The organism is Actinoplanes auranticolor (assembly GCF_018332655.1).
GTDB lineage: Bacteria > Actinomycetota > Actinomycetes > Mycobacteriales > Micromonosporaceae > Actinoplanes > Actinoplanes auranticolor.
The window spans coordinates 39,262-60,519 of record NZ_BOQL01000053.1 but is presented as its reverse complement, the minus strand read 5'-3'; the positions used below and the strand labels follow the sequence as shown (position 1 = coordinate 60,519).

Annotated in this window: 13 protein-coding genes; 6 read left to right on the top strand and 7 right to left on the bottom strand. The window is 67.3% G+C overall.

The genetic code is table 11. The features are described 5' to 3' along the window. Positions 1-401 precede the first annotated feature (401 nt). Together Aau02nite_RS31510 and Aau02nite_RS31505 are read right to left on the bottom strand one after the other, a co-directional pair. The gene (locus Aau02nite_RS31510) at positions 402-2,204 is read right to left on the bottom strand and encodes an AfsR/SARP family transcriptional regulator (RefSeq protein ID WP_212992234.1); all 1,803 of its coding nucleotides are present in this window, start codon (positions 2,202-2,204) and stop codon (positions 402-404) included. Between the two features lie 26 nt (positions 2,205-2,230). Continuing rightward, positions 2,231-4,069 (bottom strand): Hsp70 family protein, encoded by a 1,839-nt coding sequence (locus Aau02nite_RS31505; protein WP_212992233.1) that lies wholly within the window; start codon positions 4,067-4,069, stop codon positions 2,231-2,233. Between the two features lie 303 nt (positions 4,070-4,372). Here Aau02nite_RS31505 and Aau02nite_RS31500 point away from each other — a divergent pair, with 303 nt between their 5' ends. From Aau02nite_RS31500 to Aau02nite_RS31490, 3 genes are all read left to right on the top strand, one after another. Then, on the top strand, positions 4,373-7,555 hold the full coding sequence (locus Aau02nite_RS31500) for a BTAD domain-containing putative transcriptional regulator (protein WP_246595590.1): 3,183 nt from the start codon (positions 4,373-4,375) through the stop codon (positions 7,553-7,555). Between the two features lie 648 nt (positions 7,556-8,203). Continuing rightward, positions 8,204-9,994 carry an RICIN domain-containing protein gene (locus tag Aau02nite_RS31495; protein WP_212992232.1) on the top strand — a complete coding sequence of 597 codons (1,791 nt, stop codon included), beginning with the start codon at positions 8,204-8,206 and terminating at the stop codon, positions 9,992-9,994. 57 nt (positions 9,995-10,051) lie between these two features. After that, entirely contained in the window at positions 10,052-11,281 is a 1,230-nt protein-coding gene (locus Aau02nite_RS31490; protein WP_212992231.1) for a NucA/NucB deoxyribonuclease domain-containing protein, read from the top strand. 48 nt (positions 11,282-11,329) lie between these two features. Here Aau02nite_RS31490 and Aau02nite_RS31485 read toward each other — a convergent pair whose 3' ends face one another. After that, on the bottom strand, positions 11,330-11,848 hold the full coding sequence (locus Aau02nite_RS31485; RefSeq protein ID WP_212992230.1) for a hypothetical protein: 519 nt from the start codon (positions 11,846-11,848) through the stop codon (positions 11,330-11,332). 507 nt (positions 11,849-12,355) lie between these two features. Here Aau02nite_RS31485 and Aau02nite_RS31480 point away from each other — a divergent pair. After that, positions 12,356-12,712, top strand: coding sequence for a hypothetical protein (locus Aau02nite_RS31480; RefSeq protein ID WP_212992229.1), 357 nt, complete (start codon positions 12,356-12,358; stop codon positions 12,710-12,712). 203 nt (positions 12,713-12,915) lie between these two features. Here the strand turns inward: Aau02nite_RS31480 and Aau02nite_RS31475 are convergent, their stop codons facing one another. Together Aau02nite_RS31475 and Aau02nite_RS31470 are read right to left on the bottom strand one after the other, a co-directional pair. Next, the gene (locus Aau02nite_RS31475) at positions 12,916-14,514 is read right to left on the bottom strand and encodes a VWA domain-containing protein (RefSeq protein WP_212992228.1); all 1,599 of its coding nucleotides are present in this window, start codon (positions 14,512-14,514) and stop codon (positions 12,916-12,918) included. A gap of 24 nt (positions 14,515-14,538) precedes the next feature. Beyond that, positions 14,539-15,660 carry an AAA family ATPase gene (locus tag Aau02nite_RS31470; RefSeq protein WP_246595589.1) on the bottom strand — a complete coding sequence of 374 codons (1,122 nt, stop codon included), beginning with the start codon at positions 15,658-15,660 and terminating at the stop codon, positions 14,539-14,541. An 870-nt stretch (positions 15,661-16,530) separates the two neighbouring features. Here Aau02nite_RS31470 and Aau02nite_RS31465 point away from each other — a divergent pair. After that, positions 16,531-17,286, top strand: coding sequence for a hypothetical protein (locus tag Aau02nite_RS31465; RefSeq protein WP_212992226.1), 756 nt, complete (start codon positions 16,531-16,533; stop codon positions 17,284-17,286). A 166-nt stretch (positions 17,287-17,452) separates the two neighbouring features. Beyond that, positions 17,453-17,725 (top strand): hypothetical protein, encoded by a 273-nt coding sequence (locus Aau02nite_RS31460; RefSeq protein ID WP_212992225.1) that lies wholly within the window; start codon positions 17,453-17,455, stop codon positions 17,723-17,725. A gap of 86 nt (positions 17,726-17,811) precedes the next feature. On the opposite strand, the gene Aau02nite_RS31455 is transcribed toward Aau02nite_RS31460, so the two are convergent. Continuing rightward, entirely contained in the window at positions 17,812-18,891 is a 1,080-nt protein-coding gene (locus Aau02nite_RS31455; protein ID WP_212992224.1) for a M23 family metallopeptidase, read from the bottom strand. 120 nt (positions 18,892-19,011) lie between these two features. Further along, complete coding sequence (locus Aau02nite_RS31450) at positions 19,012-20,040, bottom strand: hypothetical protein (RefSeq protein WP_212992223.1); 1,029 nt, start codon at positions 20,038-20,040, stop codon at positions 19,012-19,014. Positions 20,041-21,258: the final 1,218 nt, after the last annotated feature.

Below are 21,258 nucleotides of genomic sequence, written 5' to 3'. Positions count from 1 at the left end.
CTGTCGCTTGCGACGTGCAGCGCTCTCGAACTTCGGGAAGGCCCGCGATGAGCCTCTCACCCGGGAACCCCACGGTTCGCTCTGATCGATGGCTCACACAGGACGTCAGCTCAACGGCTGAGCCGTGCGTCGGGCTGAAGTGGTGGCCGTAGATCCGTACGAAAGCCACCAAGATCCGAATCCTTCCAATCCCCTGCGCCGATAAAGGGCTGTTAGCCATGGAAAGCTGATCCGAAGCCACCGGTGGTTGGCACCTCGCCCATCCGTTGCTGGATATCCGCCGCTGGCGACATCTCGCGGCCACCAGCGCGAAGGGCATCCGGAAAGGGCCATCACGCGTAACCATCGCACCTCTAGTGAACGCCGCGGTCTAAAGCGGCGATTGTCGGAGCGTGAGTAGATCAACGCGCTGATTGTTCTTCTTCGGCGATTCGGTGGTGGAGGCGCTTGATCAGGTCGGCAGCGCCCGTATGGTCACCGACAGCTTGCAGACAGCTCGCGGCTTGGTGGTATAGGGCCTCGTTGTAGGGATCAAACCTGATGGCCCGTTGCAGCAGGGCGAGGGCCTCATTGGGGTTGGTGCCTTCGGCGAGGGTGGCGTAGGCGTCTATGACGGTGCGGCGAGTTTGTTCGCGGACGGGGGTCAGCCAGTGCCAGGCGTGGTCGGCGGCAAGATCGCCGCGGTACAGGTCGATGACGGTTCGGCAGGCGTGGTGTCGGTCGGTGGTGCCGACGGCGTGGGCCATGGCATCGACGGCGATACGCCAGGAGTGCAGGTCGGTACTGATGACGCGGAGGTTGAGCCGGTAACGGTCGTCGTGGCGTGTGACGGGCTCCTCGCCGAGCAGGGGGCGTAGTTGTTGCCGTAGGTCGGCCAGGGTGGTGTGCAGGCGTTGACTGATGGTGGCCGGCGGAAGGTGAGGCCAGATGGTGCGAGTGAGTTCGCTGCGGGTGGCGCCGTGGGGATGGATGGCCAGGTAGGCCAGGACCTGGAGGCTCGCGGTACGTCGGAGCTTGACTGACTCACCGGACATAGTTAGCCGGCAACCGCCGAGCACAGTGAACCGCGCCCTGGGGGCACTAACCGGCTCGGCCTGAGGTGCGGGCGGCTCGCTCGGCGCGGTCTTGGAGGGTGGGATCGCGGCCGACGGGGGCTGGTGCGAGCGTTGGATGAGCGTCAGCAGGTTGGCGGTTGTTTGCGAGTCGAGGGTGCAGAGTCGACGTGGCTCGGTGAGGTCGGGGCCGGTGGCGGTGCCATCGACGGTGACATGCCAACGGTGCGTTGCGGTGACCGACCCTTCGCTGAGCACAACGACGGTGCCGGCTGCAGCGTCTATGTCAGTTCCCGTCATGAGCTCGGCGACGGCCAGGGTGACCGGGCCGCCGGACGGCAGCAGAGCGGTGAGATCGTCGGGTCGTATCGCCACCGTGGAGGCGTTGCTAAGTGCCGCCTCAACGACGAGCCCTCGGACAGCTGCGGCGGCACCCGGTCCGGTCAGGAGCAGAACCCCTTCAGGTAGCCGCTGTGCCGGCAGAGGTGGCGGTGTGCGGTCGGCTTCTGTGACCTCGTCGCTGAACGCGGCGGCAACGGCGCCAACAGTGTCGGGCAGTGGTTGCAGGTCAGGGTCGTTGCGGTGGTCGCGGGGCTGTCCTGGTTCGGGCCGGTAGCGGCGGCGTCGTTGGAGCCAGAGCGTGGCGGCGAGCGCGGTGATCGCGGCGGCGGTGGGGTACGGGATCCAGCCACCACCGGGCAAGGTGACGCCTGACGGCTTCGTCTGGACCGACCGGTCGGTGTGGCGGTTCGATCTTGATGGATCCGAGGGCTGCGTATTGTCGGTGGCCGACGGCAACGGCTTCGGGTGGCCGGTGGCGGCGGTGGGCAGGACGAACGCGGCAACACCGGCCATGGAGCTGGCGGTCATCTGGGCCGATGTGGGTACGGGCAAGTGACGCATGCGCCGCAGCCGACGGCGCATGTCCGCCAGAGCGCGCCGGGTCATGTGGGTCAGGAGCAGGAGCCAAGCGAGTCCAGCGACGGCGACGCATCCGGCGATGATGGTGCCGGCGGTCAACGGCTGCTGCGCCCATGCCGCGATCTGCGCGCGGGTCGGTGTCTGCCAGCGGTGATGCAGCCAGATGCCGGCGAGCAGCGGCGGGCCGACGACGACAGCGACCACGGTCAGCGCGGTGGCGAGGCGGTTCATCCAACGCACGACCACTCGCCTCGGGCTCAGCGTCGGATCGACGGGATGCGCAGCAGCGTCCAGGCGCGTACGCCCCACCAGCAGGCGACGGCGAGCGCCCAGATGACGGCTAGGGGTGCGGGTCCCGTGCGGGAGATGATCACGGTGAAGAAGCCGATCGGGACGGTCAGGGCGAGCCGGGCGCCGGGATGCCGTACGAGGGTGCAGGCGGCGGCGACACCGATGAGGAGGCCTCCGGCCAGGCCGATGCCGTTGGCCCAGCCGGCGAACTGCCAGGGCCAGGCGACGGTGTACCAGAGGTTCACGGCGACGATCCCGGCGACGGCGGTGATCATCGAGCTGGCGGGGAAGGTCAGGAAGCCGTCCCATCCGCCGATGGGGGTGACGCCGCGCCGCCAGGCGAGCACGGCGACGGCCGCGGCGAGTACGGCGATCGGCAGGACTGTCAGCACGATGCCTTGTGCCAGGCGTGGGATGGCCTGGTTGAAGTACAGGCCGGCGGTGGTCGCGTACATGGTGGCGGTGGCCAGCCCGCCTAGCAGCGCGATGGTGATGCCGCCGCTGATCCTGCCGGTCGGCTGGTCCGGCGGGGTGGGGGTGTTGTGGTCGAGCAGGGCGGCGAATAGCGCGGCGGCTTGCAGTAGGCAGATCATGGCGAGGGTGGCCGCGACGGCGGGTATGCCCCAGTTCGCCAGGGGCACGGTGGTGTTGTGAAAGCCGAGGCGGTAGTCGTCGGAGAAGAAGATGTAGGACGCGAACAGCGCCAGTGACGCCACCCCGGGCAGGGCGAGGGTGATCAGCCTGCGCACCGGTGGCAGCGGCAGCGACTCCTCCACCGGCGTCGTCGCGGTGGTGTCGGCGTCGGCGGCGCCCAGCACCGCCGCGGCGTCAGCAGGCTCCACCGGCACGGGGACGGTGCCGAGTTTCGCCGCGATCATGTCGCCGGCGCCGGGAGTGATAGCGGCGGCGCCGATCAGGTGCACGCCGCTGACCTGGTCGAGGGTGAGGTCGGCGTTGTCGAGGGCCTGCGCGGCCAGTTCACCGGCGCGTTCGAACACCGGCCGTGCGACCTCGGCCACCTGAGTCGCGTTGATAACCATGGGTGGCTGGCCGTCGGGCATCGGCATGGTCACCGCAACCTGCTCCGACAAGGCATGACGGGCGGTGCGGATGTTGGTCACAATCGCCCACCGCTGCTCGGCGGGCATGTCGTGCAGGTCGGTCGCGGTGAGCGTCGTGACCAGGGCGATGTCGAGGCGGTCGCCGCCGGCGTCGGGATCGGCGAGGGTGGACACCACCTCGCCGCCGGACTCGTCGCGCTGCACCACGGTGACCTCGCAACCGGCGCCGACGTCGATCACCAACGCCGGCCCCTCAGCAGCCGGCCGGCCCTCTGCTGCGGTGCGGGTATCGAGCCGGGCGATGGCGGCGACCGGGGCCTCGACCAGGCGGGACCCGGCCAGACCGGCGCCGCGGGCGGCGTGACGCATCCAGGTGCGGCGCCGTGGTCCCCAGCCGGCCGGGACGACCAGGCGCACATCGTCGACCGGCTCGCCGGCGACGCGGTGCGCTTCGGCCGCGACCTGTCGCAGGGTCGCGGCGACCAGGTCGACGACCTCGACCTGCTGTCCACCGGCGGTGACCTGACCGGTGCCGGCGCGTAGCGGCGAGATGACGAGGCCGTCCGGGTCGGTGGCGGCCTGCCGCCACGCCGCCGCACCGGTCACGATCCCGCTGTCGGTGATGTGGGCGGCGGTGGACATCTCACCGGTTCCGTCGAGGGTCAGCGTTGTCGTACCGCCCGGCGCGACCAGGACCGCTCGCACCGTGGCAGCGCCGTAATCGATCGCCAGCCGTGAATGCACGACAGCTAGTGAAGCAGAAGATCGACGATCAGTCACTCCACATTCACTCAACGTGTCCGCCAGAGGTCGTGGCGCTGCGGGGCTCTGACCTGCGGTTGTAAGTCTGTGTGAGTGGTTGTGAGTGGTTGTGAGTGCGCGAAAGCCGCTACCGGGGTGGCCGTCTGCTTAGCCTCACCGCACCGCTTCGCTGCCGAAAACGCGGTCGGCGATCACGCCGGGCGCGGATGCCGGAGGACCGACCTTCTCGGATCCGTAGAGCCGCGGAGCGACGGCCAGAAAGAGGGGGTAGAGATGATCCGACTGATGGCAGCCATCCGCACGACGGTCACCGTCGTGACCTTGCTCGCCGTGGTCCCGCTGCTGCTGGCCGCGATCGGCGGGAGCCCGCTGCCGGATCAGGTGCCGTCCTCGCTGGAGATCCAGAACTGGCTGAAGGACCCGATGCAGCCGCAGTACGTCGCGGCGAGCGTCAAGGCCGGCGCGTGGCTGATCTGGGCGCTGCTGGCCGCCACGGTCATGGCCGTAATCTGGGCCAGGGTGCGGCGCTGGCGGTGGGCTCGCCTGGCGATCTACCTACCCGGCCCGGTGCAGGGACTGGCCGCGACGCTGCTCGGCGCCGCCACCGTCACCACCGCCGTCGGCGTCCCGCAACCACACGCCGCCATCCCCGCCGCCGCGCAAGACAGCGTCCCACCCGGCCCGCAGAACCTGGTCAACGCCGCCACCGCCACGGCCACGACGGTCACCGGGCACCGGGATGAGCACCGGCCCGAGCAGTCGTCATCGACGGTCACGGTCCAGCGCGGCGACACCCTGTGGGGCATCGCCGCGGACCGACTCGGCAGCGCCCAGCGCTGGAAGCAGATCTACCGGCTCAACACCGACCGCTACCCGCGCATGCACGGCGGCGACCACATCGAACCCGGCTGGACCCTCACCCTGCCCACCCGCGCTCGCAAACCCGCACCCGAGCCGACCTCGCCCGCCACGCCGATCCCCGGACCGACTTCGCCATCGGCGCACCCAAGTCCGGCACCGTCAACGGACGGTGAACGCGACGGCGTCGTCGAACCCTCCGCCCCCACCAGGTCACCCACATCGGCGTCCCCGGGCGAGCTGGCGGCACCGCCGCCGCAGGCCGACCAGGACCGTAGCCCGCAGGCTGGGTTGTCGCTGACCAGCGGCAGCTGGCTGGACATCGGCCTCGCCACCGCCATCGCCGCCGCCGTCACGCTGGTCTGGGCACACCGGCGCCGCCGCTACACCAGCCGCCCCCCATCACCCGAGCTGGTGCTCGACGACCCGGACCTGGCGCCAATGCCGTCAGTGGTCACCGAGATCCGACGCCGGCTGCGCGGCAGCCCGAAACCCGTCGACGCCGATGCCGTGGTGTCGGCCGCGCCGGCCGCCACCACGGCCGTCTACAGCGTCCGTCCTGCGGACAGCAGTTCGGTGGACCGGACCCACGGCACGGAGCATCCGGTCGGCGCCGACGAGCCCGCCAGCCCGACGGCGACCGACGGCGAAGAAGTCGAGGACGACAAGCCGTCACGGATGGCCGGTGCCCTCGCGCAGGACCGTCCCGTGGTACCAGCGTTGACGAACCCGGCGCCGGTCGTGTGGCCGTCGTCCGGGCTCGGCCTGACCGGCCCCGGCGCCGAACCCGCCGCCCGCGGCTTCCTGACCGCCGCCCTCGCCGACCGCGACCCGCACGCCCCGCCCGGCCAAGTCGTGCTTGCCTCCACAACGGCGGCGACGCTGCTCGGCGCGGCAGCGGTCAATCTGCCCCGCACCCCGCGTCTGATCGTTACCGATGACCTCGACAATGCCCTCACCCTGCTCGAGCAGGAGGTCCTGCACCGCAGTCGGTTGGTCTACACCCACGAGGTCGACACCGTCGCCGCGATGCGCGCCGCCGACCCGCACGAAGAGCAGGCCCCACCGATCCTGCTCCTCGCGGACGCCGACAGCAGCCACGAACGCACCCGCATCGCCGCACTGCTCGCCCAAGGCCACCGCCTCGACATCCACGGCGTGCTGCTCGGCGCCTGGTCCGCCGGCGACACCGTCATCGTGGACACCGACGGCTCCACCACACCCGGCGACGACAGCCGCCACGGCCGGCATCCCGCCGACATCGACCGCCTCGCCGTCCTCAACCCCGCCGAGACCACCGCGATCATCACCACCCTGGCCGAAGCCCACACCGGGCAACCGCAAACCCCACCCCTGCTCGAACCCCCGCCTCACCAGCCCATCGAAGCAGCCGCGACCGCATCGCAGGACACCGCCGATGCCATCGCGAGCCGGGTCCTGACCGCGCTGGCAGATCTGGGCGAAGCCACCGCCGCCAAGATCGGCGCCCACCTCGACCTGCCCTTCCCGACCGCCACCGCGCACCTCGTGCAAGCGGAACACTCCGGCCACGCCGAGATCTTCCGCACCGACACCGGCCAAACCCAGTGGCGACTCACCGCCACCGGCCGCGCCGCCGCACACACCGGCGAGGCCACGCCACCCCCCGCAGACGCCGACACACCAGAGTCCGAATCCAGCCAGCCCCGAACATCGAACCCGACGAACGAGCCCGCCATGCCCGACGATCACCGCTACGCCGAGGTAGACGCGGCCCTTCAGTGGCCCGATCCCGACACCGCCTTTACCAGCGAGCCCCCGCCCCTGGCGCCGCAGAACCCGGACGGCACCGACGAGACGGGCCGTGTCGCGGTCAACGTGCTCGGCGAAGCCGGCATCGTCGCCACCAACCCCGACCGCCTACCCCGCAAAAAGGCCATCGAACTGCTCGTCTACCTCGCCGTCCACGACGGCAGCGCCACCACCGAAGCCATCCTCGACGACCTGCTACCCGACGCCCCGGCCAGCAAAGCCCCCGAACGGCTCTACACCTACGTCTCCGACCTGCGTACGGTCATGCGCCGCATCGGCGGGTCCGCCACCTACCTGACCCACCCCCACCGCCGCTACGCCCTCAACCCCGACACCATCGACATCGACCTGTGGCGCATGCGCGCCGCGATTCGCGAAGCCCATCACGCCACCGACCCCCAGCACCGCATCGACGCGCTCCGCCGCGCCGTCGACGCCTACCGCGGCCCCCTCGCCGACGGCACCGACTACGAATGGGCAGAGCCCTACCGCGAAGCCATCCGCCAACAAGCCCTCGACGCCCACCTCGCCCTGGCCGACGCCCTCACCGACAACCCCACAGCCCAGATCCGAGTACTCGAAGCCGCCATCAGCTACAGCCCCTACAACGAACAGCTGTACCAGCAAGCCATGCGCGCCCGGGCCGCCCTCGGACACATCGACGCGATCCGCACCCTGCACCGCAGGTTGAACCGGGCACTGGCCGACATCGACGCCGAGGCAACCGACGACACGATCAGCCTCGCAAACCAGCTCACCGCCGAACTGCAATCGTCCGACCGACCCGGCAACGTCATCACCGGTGGCACGGATCGCTGACCCTCTGACCTAACGATGCGGGTCACCGCCGCGCGGGTCACCGACGACACGTGCGCCAGGCACGTGTAACACGCGCCTCCGAGATCATCCCAACTGTGCAGTGCCAACCTCTCGGCATACGCCCACGATCCTTACATCGCGGGGTAGCCGTACACGGTCTGCCGGGGCTGGGAAGTCCACCGGCACCTATCGCCAGGAGCGTCCCGACCGGCCGGCCGATTTCAAGATCGCGTCCACGATGCCACGAATGTTTTGAACCGGCCGATTCTTGATCAGCGGACGCGTTGACTCGATGCTTCTTGCTGCTCATCGGTCATATAACTACGGGGGCTGGCGGATCGACCGCCCGAACGCCGTCCGAAATGGGAAAACGATACCTCGTCGAAGTATGGCGATCGGATTTGAAGGCGTCAGCTGCGGCGTGACCCACCTGAAGGCAACGTGGGAGTCATCGGAACATCAACCATTGGTCGACGCCTGTCTATGCCGAGGAGCCGCTCTAATATAGACTCACGTCAGCAGAAAGGTCGTCGAGCGCCAGGCGCCTACTACGTCGCGGGTACCGCACTGACGTCGGACGCCAGTACCAGCAGGCGGCAGCTCGGGCCGAGGTCAGGGCTGAGTTTTCTACGGGGAGGGTCACATCTCATGAAGCATCGGCATGCCCGGTGGTGGATGACCTTGACGTCGGCAATGGTATTGCTGGGATCGGGCCTGATCGTGTATGCGCAACCGGCCATGGCCGCCACGTCGGCTCCCGTTGCGATCGGCGCCGGAAGTCTTACCGATAATCGAGTAATCACGGCTGTCGGCACCACGGCCGGCTCTTTGATGCGAATGCGCGCATATACCACGGGGGTTTCCAGTTCGGTGGGCACCCAACGTTGGCGGTTGGAGCTGATGTCATCGAGCGCCACGCTGGGATTGACATACCGACTCCGCAATGGGGCGAGTGGCCTTTGCCTCGACAAGAATGCTACCAACGGTGTCTTGCTGTCGACTTGTGGCACGGCGACGACGCAGCGATGGCGGGCGCCCCTCAATGACCCATACGGCGGATGGGCGCTGATCAACGCCGCCAATTCTCAGTGTCTGCAATCAATCGACAGCAGTGCTGGCTCGTTGCTCCAAACTGGGGCATGTGCTGCTGGGCGCGCAACGCAACTGTTCCGTGTCCGTCGTACGCCGCAGGACTGTACCGTGCGAAGCGGCGACTGGACGATGACCGATGTCTGTGCGTCACAGTCAGCTGAACGCATGTCTGGCGTGACGGCGAACTGGCTGCTCAACCCTCTGACCATTGCGTGGCGGGATCCGGAAGATTACATTCTCAGTAATACGGTTAACACCTACCTGCAGGTGCAGCCGCTTAAGCCGGATCTGAGCCAAGGGACTACCGGAGTCGAGCTCGGTAATAGGGCTGATCGGAGTTCTCAGTCGACCGGTCCCGTGACCTACTCCGCCTACTGGCTCGAATGGAACGTCGGTTCGGAACGATTTCACGCCATCCCTGCCGCGCAAGCACCGTACTCCAATACACCAGACGGCCGTAACCATGTTGTGATGATGTTGGGTCGCGGTGACGCGGGGCAATGGGATTTGCTGTACGACTACAACACCGTGGCAACAACCGCGTTGCAGGCCGGCGGCAGCACTCGGTTTACGCGTGCTGGTATGGCGGTGCGTTATCCCGACGCTGTCACCACGGCTAAGCCCTATCAGATGCGTATGCAACTGATGACTCTCAACCAGGTGTGGCGCCGTCCCTACCTGGGAGAAACGGGTACGGGAGAGCCGAAGACCTGTGAAATGCCGCCTCGATATGAGGACTGGCAATACGACGCGGTCAACGTGCCCCCACGTTGCTTCTCAGTCGACGTGGCGACCGTCAATGGTGCCACGGAAACCGACCCGGTGCAGTCGGATGTTTTCACCGTCGGCAAGCCTGCCGTGGGTCAAACCGTGCTCGCGCCGCCAGTGTCCACGCCCGAGGTCACTGGTAGGTCAGCTCGGCACAACGGCGTGGACCAGGAAGCCCTGTCGGCATGCCTCGCTAAAGGTACGGAAAACTGCATGTCAGTCGTGCCCGGTCTAGCAGAATGCGTGACGAAGCGACTGGTGTGCCGCGTGCTGCCCCCACGCTCGGCTGGTCAGGCCATTCGCCCGTCGGTCATGTCCAGCGAACAGGCGATCCGAGCGGCACAGCGGGCGTTGCAACCGGTCGGCAGCGGGAAGACCCGGGTCCAGACCGTGGACTCGTCGAAAATCGCCCCGCTTGACGGCGCTTCCAGTGCGCGCCGAGTCCATGTTGTCACCTCGACCGACCGGGTGAGATCACTGTCGGCATCGGTCGAGCAGACATACGACGGATACACCGCCGTCTACGACGAGGCCACCTCTCAACTGGTCTATGCCTGCCTCGGCGCATGCCGTGACTGATGTCGATGACACGGCGTCGGCGCCCAGTCCGTTCCAATGCGCCTCTAAGGAGCTCCGTTGAAGAGTGCCGGCCTTCTGTCCATCGCCATCGTGACGGCGCTGGTTCTGCCGCTCAGCGCCCAGCGGGCGAACGCCGATGCCACTGCGGTTCCGCCGCCCGGCGCCTTCGTGCAGAGCGGAGTGCGTCTGGCTAGCGACACGCCGCCGCCAGCCTCGACTGGCCGCTCGCAACCTAAAGTCGCTCCAACTGCTCCGCGTCTCGCCCCACCCCCGGACGCCCCCACCGTCGACGAGTGTCTCGCGGAGCCTGACGCGCACGTAACACCGGGAGACACCGGCGGCTGGTACAAGAACCGGCTGGGTTGGTGTGCCTGGGGTGACTTCTTCGCCATCGGTCGTGACGCCGGCACCGGGGAAATCATCGCCACCGTGAGCTTCCAGTTCGTGGTAATTGGATACGGCAATAACGGCGCACGACAGTTTGACTACATCGTTCAACTTGATCACATCGTCACTGACGGGCGACTGCCGTGGGAGACTACCTTCCTCGAGACCGAGTTCGAAGAGTGTAAGGATCCTCAGCCCAGCAACGTCTGCACCAGGTATACGCGTCAAGCCAGCCCACCTGACTGGCGCTTGACGAACAACTACGCTGTCACCTTCATGTCCGCAGAGACGGCCGGAGGCGGCTACCAGATCGAGGGACACGTCTCCGTCCTGACCCTGTCGTTCAGCACACCGGCCAACCCTGAATGGCAGTGGCAAGATAACGTTAGCGTCGCCGCAACACCGGAACGATACGACTCTGCGGCTTACTCCGGCCGTGCTCGCGGCGCCGTCTTTCCTACCGCTCCGTTGGTCTTCCACGTCGACGGGAACGATCCTCAACAAGACGAGAGTGCGCGGCATATTTGGGACGCCATCCACCGGCCGTATCTGACCTTCCCGAGTTGGCCCGCCAAATCCGTCCCGTCGCGACTGACACGGATGTACAACGCGGCCGACGACGACGCGAACCGTGAGAAGTCCCGGGCTCAATGCAGGATTTTCTACGGCACCTATGACGGCAACCTGCAAAACTGCGACGAGTATCCGTTCGCATCCACCTACGAGGGATCAGTCACTGGTCCACGCAGCAACGGAAACCTGGAACGGTACTCGGTGCGAGTCATCGACGCGAAGGATAACCAGTACGTCGGTCAAGCCAGGCTGCAAATCGCCTTCTACCATACATGGCGCATCCTTGACAAGGAGAAGTTCGACGTCGTCGTTGACGGTATCAGTTAGCGACTGACTAGGGCATCGCATTGACGAGGGGTAGGCAGAAACGATGGCCTACTCCTCGTCATCTTCCCACCGCGGTTCATCTGACAGATGCCACAACTGCATGCGATACGATTCGAATGTACCGGGAAACGGCCGCTCCGATGTCGCGCCGCTGTCAGAGGAACGGACGGAGTCGTACCGAGCCACCACGCCCCTGTTATACGCCGCCATTCGCACGCCGTAGGTCCCCGGCCCTGCCGGAAGGCTCAATCCAATCTGAACGTCGTCCTCGAGGGCCTGCAGGCAACCTAGTCTCCCGCCCGGCAATGCCAGCGACGACTCCGCGACCGCAGACGGTGCTCCTTCAACCGATGCCGGCTCACTCCATACCTCAACCATGACCGTCGCCACGCCCGGATCAATCAAGGTGTTCACCACAATCGCATTCGGCCCCCAGCCGAACAAGCCAGACCCCAAATCTGAGAACGCCGTTTCGAAGTTGCTCAACTCGTCACATGTCGGATCAGATACCGTGAAAATTCGATACGCTGGATGCGCGGTGAATGAGCGTCGCATGACTAACGGCATGACATCAGCATACTGTGCACGATGACTCCTAGCGTGAGATACTGTGGACGGAGGAACACCCTGGTGGTCGAGAGGCTGAGGGCGAGACGACTGATCAAGTTTATGGCTGCCACATTGGCGGCCGCCACCGTCGCAGCGTGCTCTGTCAACACTCCCGACACCACCTCGCCGACGCCCTCTGCAGACGACTTCGTCGCCCGCGGTTATCTGACAACGGCCGCCGCGACGACTCCATCACCGCCGCCCGACGCCTTCGTGCAGGAAGGTCGTCGGACGGGCTCGGCGGTCACACCCACCACGTCCATCGCTACGTCGCCGTCGGGAACGACAGGCCGCCGCGGCGCCCTGACCAAGGCGGAGTGCGAGACCACGACGCCGGCGAGAACCTCCCCTGGACATCTGAACGGGTGGGTACGGGACTCTCGATCCTGGTGTGCCCGAGGACGATACGTTGTCGACGGACAGGACACGACCGGTCGCACTGTCTCCGCCCTAAGCGCGGAGTTCATGGCGATTGCCACCGTCAACGATTCCCGGGACAGCGTCACTATCGACGTCTACATCGATGACGTCACCACCAACGGGATGAGCGTGGACTGGAACCAGGCCGACCTGACCGTGGCGTTTACAGGTTGCCCTGCGGCACTGAGGTGTCCGCCGGCCACCCGGGCCTCCACGCCCGCCGACTGGCAGAAGTACAACCAGTACCGCGCCACACTGGATTCAGAGTTTATCGCGCCAGCTGGCGTGCAACTGATTCCTTTCGAACTCAGCCTGCAGTTGCGGTTCGCTACGCCGAAGCAACCGGAATGGCAATGGAAGTCAGACGTTGAAGTCGCGGCCTATAAGCTTGAATTGCAGTGATCCGACGGCAGTGCGGTGCTGGCCAGGCACAGTGGCCGAGCCGGGCCGGACGCAACGCGGCACTGCCGCACAGGTGTCGCAGCAACGACCAATTGGGCGGGGTGCGCGGTTCCGGCGATGCGGCGAGGGTAATAAATCGAGCCAGCGCGCAGTTGGCAGTGAACGCCCGTGGGCGATGCCTCCGACGAGGGTTGAAGGGTCGGTCAGGCAATCTCAAGGGCGGTGATCGCCGTATTGGCAATCTGTGCGACTGCGTCGACAGGGTCGGCGACCGTCAAGGTCGTGGCGTCGGTGAAGGTGTAGCCGGGCAGACCGAACGGCTGTAACCAAAGCACGGCGCAGCCGGCTCGGTGCAGGGCGGTGATCAGTTTCTGGCCGGCGGCGATGTTGGCGAGTTTGCCGTCGGAGACCACGGCGAGCATGCGCAGGGTGCGGCCGTGGCGCAGGTCGAGCAGCTGGTCGGCGACTTTGACGGCTTCAGGGAAGGTCGTGGTTCCGCCCCCGGTGGGCATGTGCAGTACCTGCCGCGGGCGGGCGCCGGGCGCTACCAGCACGCTGGTGTGACTGCCGAAGCCGATTGTCGCGGTGACGGCCTCGGAGCGGCGTGCGGCGTGGGCGAAGATCCACGCCGCGGATGACAGTTCGTCGGCGTACGTGGTCATGGAGCCGGACAAGTCGACCAGGATCGCCAGGTGCAGGGTGGGTTTCGGCGGTGGGAGTTGGGTGCGCTGCTGCCACGGCGCGGCGGTGGGTAGCTGCCCGTGGGCTGTCTGCGCGTCGGCGGTGATCGCGTGGCGGGTGCGCAGCCGTCCGGGTGGGATCAGTGACGGTTTGACGCCGGGTTCGGGGTTGCGGGTTCTCGCCCGGGCGAGGCGGGCCGCCAGTTCGCGGGCGGCGCTGCGCTGCTGTTCGGTGGGGTCGCTGCGCTGCCAGTCTTCGGGTGGGCTGTGCCGGTGCTGCAGGACCCGGGCGGCGTACTGGCCGGGGGTGAGCCCGTACGCCGCGGCCAGGTAGTCGGCGATGGCCTGGGACAGCCGGCCCGGGAACTCGCCGGGATCCGCGGCTGGGACGCTGCGCTGCTGGTCGGCATCAATGTCCAGGATTTGGCACCAGCGGCGGGCGAGTTCGATCATCGTGTCGGCGTCGGTGTCGTCGACGGTGTGGGCGTGCTGCCAGATCTCGCGCAGTGCTTTGAGCCGTTGGCGGCCGAGCACGCCGGTGACGGCGGCGCGGACGGCGCGTACGTCTTTGTTGGTGATGATGCGGGCGTCGACGCGAGCCAGCATCAGCGCGGCGAGGGTGCCGGCGTGCCAGGCGTCGTCGACCGGGGCGGTACCGGGGTCGAGCAGGGCGGTGACGGTGTGCCGCAGCCATCGGCGGTCAGCGCGGCGGCGTTGCCGCTGGCGGCCTTCCGCGCGGGATTCCTCGAGCAGTTCGGCGACGTGGGCGAGGATCGGCGGTGTGCCCGGCGGCGTGCTCCAGCGGCTGTGGGCGGCATGGGCGGCGCCGTGCACGAGCAGCCCGTACCCGGTGGGCACCTGCTGTTTGTGTGCGGCCCGTCTCGGGTCGGCGATGTCGGGGGTGTCGGCGATGTAGTTGGCGTTCACCTCGATACGGCGCAGCTGGGGGTAGAAGCATTCGGGTGCGCCGCCGCCGGCGCCGGGCGCGACGAGCACGTGCAGGTCGTTGCGGCCGGTCAGGGTCTTGATGTGTTTGGTCCAGGCTTGCGACCACGGCTTCCAGGCGTCATCGACGGTGGCGGCCGGCTGGCCGGTGGAGCGGTGGGTACTGGGGTCAGACATCAGAGTGTTCTCCTGTCGTTGGGGTCAGCGGGTGCCGATGGCGAGGGCGGTGACGGTGGCGCCGGTGTGCCGGGCCAGGGCGGCGATGACGTCGTCGCGGGCGTCTTCGGGGGCGATGCCGGCGAGGTTGGCCAGGGCGGTGGCCGGGCCGAGTTGCTGGCGGACCTTGAGGAAGCCGAGCAGCTCGCGTAGCTGCGGCGCCCATACGACGCGTCCGGCGGTCAGGTCTTTGTTGAGGTCTTGGGCGGCTTCGATGACCGCTTTGGGGACGCCGAGCTGGCGGGCGAGGTCCCAGTCGGTGCTGACGTGCAGGTGCATCGTGAATCGGGAGGCGAGTGCTTCGGTGAGCACGGCGCCGTGCACGCCGGGGTTGTGTCCGGCGCATACGTAGAAACCGTCGACGGCTTGCACGTGTTCGTTGCCGTGGGCGGGGATGGTGATGACGCCGCGTCCGTCCATCGCCGGATACAGCACGGCCAGCACGCGGGGTGGGATGAGGGTGGCGTCGTCGACCAGCAGCGGCCGCCCTTCGCGCATGGCGGTAACCAGCGGGCCGTGGACGAACTCGTAGCCGCCGCCGGGGATCGGGTTGTAGGAGCCGAGGAAGTCATCCACGACGGTGTCGCCGGTGCCGGCGACCGTGAGCAGGTCGGGGAAGGCGGCCTCGAGCATGGCGGTCTTCCCGGTGCCGGGCGGCCCGTACAGCAGGACCGGGATCTTCTGCGTCCGTAGGCTGTTCAGGACTTCGACGTCCCAGCCTGTGCCGAGCCGGCGTGGGTAGTACAGGCTGCCGTTGGGTCGGGCGATCGGCGCGGGCCGCGGCTTGCGGCTGCCGGTCCGGCCGCCGGAGCGGACTTGGCTGGCGGGCATGGTGCCGGCGGCGTCGATGCCGGCTCGGGTGATCTGGAACCGGTGGTGCGGGTCGCGCACATGGGTGGCGTGCCCGGCCGCTGCCATCTTCTTCAGGACCTCGAACACCGCTCCGGAGGAGGGGGCGCCGATGGCTCGGGTGATCTCGCCGACCTTCAGCACGGCATCGGGCTGACCGGCCAGATAGAGCGCGACGCGGGGATAGAGCGAGCCTCGACGGCCTACGGCCGCGGTGGCATCCGTGCCGCCGGTCGGTGGTGGGGTGGGTGTGGACATGGGCTGGTCCTTTCGCAGGTCAGGCCCGCGCATCCGTCTCCGGATGCGCGGGCGGTGAAGAAGCCGCGCACAGCGGAGACGGGCTGCTGTCCACCCGGCGATTCGCCTGACCCAGTTAAAGAAGGGGTTGGGCGCGGCGGAGAGGCTGCACACCACAGGTGGTGCCATCGGTGGGGTCACGGCGCGTCAATGCGCCGCGGAATTTGGGTGGATCCGGCCGGGGCGGTTCGCCGTCGCTGACGATGAACGCACCGGCGCGCCGATCGATCAAGTCACGCCGAGGCCAGGACTTGGTCAGTACTGGGGCCTCGCTCCGGGTCGGCCGCGGTGGAGTTCGGCGGTTCGGTCTAGCCGAAGCCGAACAGCCAGCCCCTGATCTGCGGCGCTTGGGGTGTCGTAACGGTCGGCGAAGCCGCGGCAGACGGCCGGCTTGATCCCTTCGAGGTGAAGACGACCGGCAAACCCGCTCGGTTCGGCTACGACATGCGGCAATCGCTGCCGCCGAGCGCTGCCGGCGTACGGCGGATCGTTCCACCTCATCAACGGGGCCGACGAGAAGCGGGATCTAGCCGCCAAACTCGTCCGCGCCAGCCTGGTCGGATCAACGACGGTTGAGGAGCTGGAGGATAGCTAGAAGAGCACACTGGCCTCACACAACGATCAACGTTAAAGGTGTCGATCGATGAGTAGCCCAGGAATGTGCGTTTGAGTCGACTTGTCTCGAATCGACGCGCCAGTTACTCGGCGGCAGATCTCATGATCGCAGGTCGCGAAGTATGGGTCTTTGCAGAACGATTATTGCATTCAGAAGAAGATTGACGCAGTGGCGTCGCTAAGGAAGTTGAAATAAGGGCCGAGTTAGGAGGGCATGTGGGCAAATACTTTACCCTGTGGTCTTCATGGTTTGCTGGCCATGACATGGAGGACATGAAACTGCTAGGCATGTCGTTGATGTGGTGGGGGCGACTCGGCAAGGTTGCACAATTCGCAGGCGGCCTGGCCGTTATAATTGACATTCTTGGGCCAGAGCGCGTAACGCGAGCGGGGCACAGGCTTTCTACTTATAATGCAGCTAAGAAGTTTCGATTATGGGCACGTCAACTTGTTGGATGCGAGTCGTCCAACCAAGCCGAAGCCACAGCAGTAGCGCACGAAACGACCGCTCGGAACGAGGAATCAAGCGGCGGAAGCGCCCGCAGAAGAGCTTGGCCCGAAGCCGTTCGAGAGAATAGCCAGGCGGACCGAATTGGGACTGCCCTGTATACCCTCATGCAACTGTTGCTGTTCTTCGCTATTGCGATTACACCGTTCTACATCGCCGACGCACGTGACGGAGATGCACCGTTTCAGTCTAGTGGTTACCTCACTGGACTTGCATTGTGCATCATTCTCGCATCAGGGGCGACCGCCGCATTCTTCTCCTCTGCCATTCGACTGTTTTTTCTTGTGGTGCTATTTCTGCTTCCGTTGTGGGTAGCTCTTTCCTTCCTGCAACTTTTCACACTTGCCCTCGATTTTCTTGCCTTTCGCCCTACGGCGGCGGTTCTAGTGCGAACGTCAATGATGAAATGGGTGGGGGTTCTGCTGTTCGTAATGGGGTTCCATTTCGACCTATTGGCTTCCTGAAGAGTGGGTGTGAGTGCCTAGGTGATCCGATGAAACCTGGTCAGAATGCCGGGGCAGTGCGGATATATAAACGACCTGAATAGGTCGGGCCGGGTGGCCGATCCCTTCTCGGTCGGACTCGCGGTGGCCGTACAAGCGCACCCGTCCGATGCCTAGCTTCATCAGCGTGACGTTGCCGCGGCCGGACGATGTCGGTGCCGGCTCGGACGGAGCCTTGGACGTCGCGGAGGAGCGCTACTCGTGGCTGCAGGGCATCGGCGCCCGTCAGATCAACGGCTCGTTCTGGACCCTGGGTGACGCGATCACGGTGTCGTCTGTCGACGCGTCACCGGTGACCTTCGTGACGGCTCTGCATCCGGCGCGTCCTGGCACGCCGCACCCGAGCAGGCCCTCGCCAGCGCTCCCGCTGCAGTCAGCGACTTGCTGGTGGCTCTGGTAAACGTCGGGCCTGATGGCCGGGTGTATTGGGCGCAGCGCCTGCTGAATTGACAGAGCCGTTCGTGCCAGGTCGTTGCATCAACTGGATCACCGCTCGCTTTGCCCCAGCGGGGCGCCGACGGATGCCATGAAAGGCACTGGATCGATGGCTGTCGCCGCGCTGTGATCGCCGCGGTGGACTTCGAAGTGCAGGTGGGGCCCTGATGAGTGGCCGCTGCTGCCGGAGATGCCGATGACCTCGCCAGCGCCGACGTGCTGACCGACGTGGACGTACGGCTGTACGAGCAGGTGGCAGTAGCGGGTGACGATGCCGCCGGCGTGGTCGATGTCGACGTACCAGCCGCAGCCGGCGGTCAGGTCCGGGTCGCCGTCGCGGTCGCAGCCCCAGTCCCGGCCGGTGCGGGTGTCGACGGCGTTGCACCGCACCCGGCTGACCGTTCCCGCGGAGGCGGCATAGATCGCAGCGCCTTTGCCGACGATCAGGTCGACGCCGTCGTGGCCGGGCCGGTCGGTGGTGCGGAACCCGGAGCCGACCGTGGCGTCCACCGGCTGGGTCCAGCCCTGTCCGCTGACCGTGACCGTGCAGGCGCCGAGGCCGCTGGTGGTGCCCGACAGTGTGCCGACGAGGTGGGTGGCGTCGGGTTCCCACTTGGCGTAGGCGTTCGGGTAGGCGCTGACCTGGACTTTCTGGGCGGCTTCGGTGAGCGGCATCGCTTGCCAGCCGTCGATGGTTTTCAGCTTCTGGTAGAACTTCGTGGCTGCGTACTGCGGGTCGTGCAGTTGGGCCGGGCTGCCCCAGCCCTGTGAGGGGCGCTGCTGAAACAACCCGATCGAGTCGTCGGCGCCGCCGCGCAGGTTGGCCAGCTGGGATTCCTGCATCGCCGTGGCGACGGCGATCACCCAGCCGCGCGCCGGTACCTGCAGTGCCTGTCCGACGGCGATGATGGTGGCGGCGTTGGCGACCTGCTCGCCGTTCCACCGCCCGATCGGACCCACACCCCCTGGCCCCGGCGGGCCGGGCGGTGACGCGCCCGCAGACGTGCTGGCCAAGGTGCAGTGGGCGTTCGCGGGGCCACCGCCGAAGGTCAGGGTGGTGGCCAGCCCGGAGCACAGCACGACGATCGCGAGGACTGCGGCGGCAAGTGCGGTGATTGCGCGGGTCGTCATGGCTGGCCTCGTTTCCTCGGGTGGTGGTGACAGGGGTTGGGCAGCGGGCATGGCGAAGGCCGCGCGGACGGCCGGGGTGAGGCGCGTCCGCGCGGTCTTCGGTCGGTAAGTGGTGCAGTGTCAGCGGGCGAGGACGGCGACCTTTTCGCCCAGCATCAGCGGCGCGCCGTCGGGGCCTTTGATGTGGGCGTTGATCCAGATGCGGTACGGGATGCCGTCGCGGTCGATCAGCCGCCGCCAGTGCCCGCGTACGAAGAACCGGACGCGGTAGTGCCACTTCGGGTCGCCGTCACCGGGCTCGGCGAGGGGTTTGGTGCGGCGCAGCATCACCACGCGGGTGTCGTGGCGGATCGAGGCGCGCACCGCGCGGCGCCGGGTGGCACGGTCGGCCGGTGCGGTAGCCACGGTGGCCAGGGGCTGGGCTTGGATGCGCCAGAACGCGTACACCAGCGCGGCGCTCACCTTGGTGCGCATGGCGGCCTCGTCGAGCACGTAGCGGCCGTCGGGCGCGTTCTGCCAGTCGATGTCGGCGTCGTCGATGACCGGCTGGTCGGGGGGTGGATCGACGGGCCGGCCGATCGGCAGCTGGTCGAGGGTGATCAGGACGTAGGGGCCGAACTGGCGGGTCAGGTCCGGTCGGGCGGCCACTTGTTCGCGGCGGCGGGCGGCGGCGGGGTCGAGCGGGTCGTGGTGGTCGGCCCAGCCGCAGATGAACCAGCTGCTGGCACCGGTGGTGACGGTGGTGGTTTTGGCCCAGGTGATCGCCCCGATGGAGGTGATGGTGCCGGTGAGGGTGCGCTGGTAGACCGGTTCGGGCAGCAGCAGGACGCCGGAGTCGTCGGGGGCGATGTCGTTGGGCAGGACTTCTCCGGTGAGGTCGAGTGCCTGCGCGGCGGCGGCGATGACCGCGGTCATCGCGGGTGCCACGACGTAGGGCTGGCCGCCCTGCCATGGCAGTGAAGTGATCTGGCGGACGGCGTCGAGGACCTTCGGTGCCGTCGGCTGCGTGGTGTCGGCGCTGCGGGCGGTCATGAAGGCGTTCAGCCAGTCATGGGACAGCGGGCTGCGGTGGTAGTCGGCCATGCGGCTGCGCAGGTCGACGGCGGTACGGGCGTATCCGGCGAGTGTGTCGTGGGCAGGGAAGTTCATGAACACCTCCGACGATGGGAGGCACCCCGCGGTCGCTTTTGCCGGCGGCCGGAAGGTGAGGTGCCGTGGCGGTAAAAAGGGGGTGGTGTTAGGCAGCGGGTGGACGGCGGAACACCGCGAATGGCCGTGCCATCTGCCCAGGCCCGGCTATGGCCGGGGCGTGCGGTGCCGGACCGGCTGTGGGCTCGGCGATCAGCTCGCGGAACCCGTTCACCGGCAGGGAGGCCGGCACGCGGGCGTGTCCGCGTGCCGGATGCTGCGGGGCCGGCCGGGGAGGGCCCGGAGGGCGGCGGGCGAGGTCGGCGGCGCGGTAGGCGTTGAGTAGCGGCACGCAGGGCCCTGCCCGGCCGTGGCATTGCAGGTTCGGGCAGGTGCCGTCCGGGCGGGGCTGGTGTGCGGTGGCGACATCGACGGCCAGGGCGTAGAGCAGTCGGTCCGTGACGTCGTCGGGCATCGGGTAGGTGTCGCTGGGCCGCGCAGGCGGTGGTGCGGGCATGGCGTCGGGCCTTCCGGCGAACGGTTCGCGGGCATGCTGCGACCGTCACCGGCGCCGGGATGGCGGGGCTTGTTTTGCCTGATAGGGGCGTCGGCGTCGGTCTGGCACCGATCGACGCTCACCTTCGGCCGAAGGACAAGTCGTCGGGCTGCGGCTCCTAACGGCCCGGGGCGTAGTGAGTGTTGGAGAAGTCAAGTCCTGATGCGTTGACCAGCGTCGGTGAGTGCTCCTCGGCGAGGATCGGCACATGGACAGCGCGGACGCCCGGTCGTGAGTTGGGGCCGGCAGCAGTGACGGTGGTTGTACGGGCCCCCGACGATCTACCAGCTATGGGGCGATCTTCGAGCCCGAGGGCAGTCGCGGGACACAGCTCCGGGTGATCATCTAACGATCGTGATGACCGGTAGCGCGGCGAAGACGATCGACGTATACCTTTCGACGGCGGCCTGGTGTTCTGGCCGCCGCTGGAGATTCCCTTTAATGACAATGTCGTCACCGATTCGGTTGGTCGCCGCGTCGAGAACATTCACTAAGCACGCGGCCGGACCACGGGTGTGAAACGTGGCGTGGTTATCTCCGTGACTGTCGACACCGGTTCAACGGCGTTCCGACACCGCTTGCTCGTCGGCATATTTCGTGTCCGCGAGTTTGACACCACACCGCTGTGCGGGAGGGCGGGTCGGCGGCTGCAGGGCGGCGCTGGTCCGCCGGGGCGGCGATGA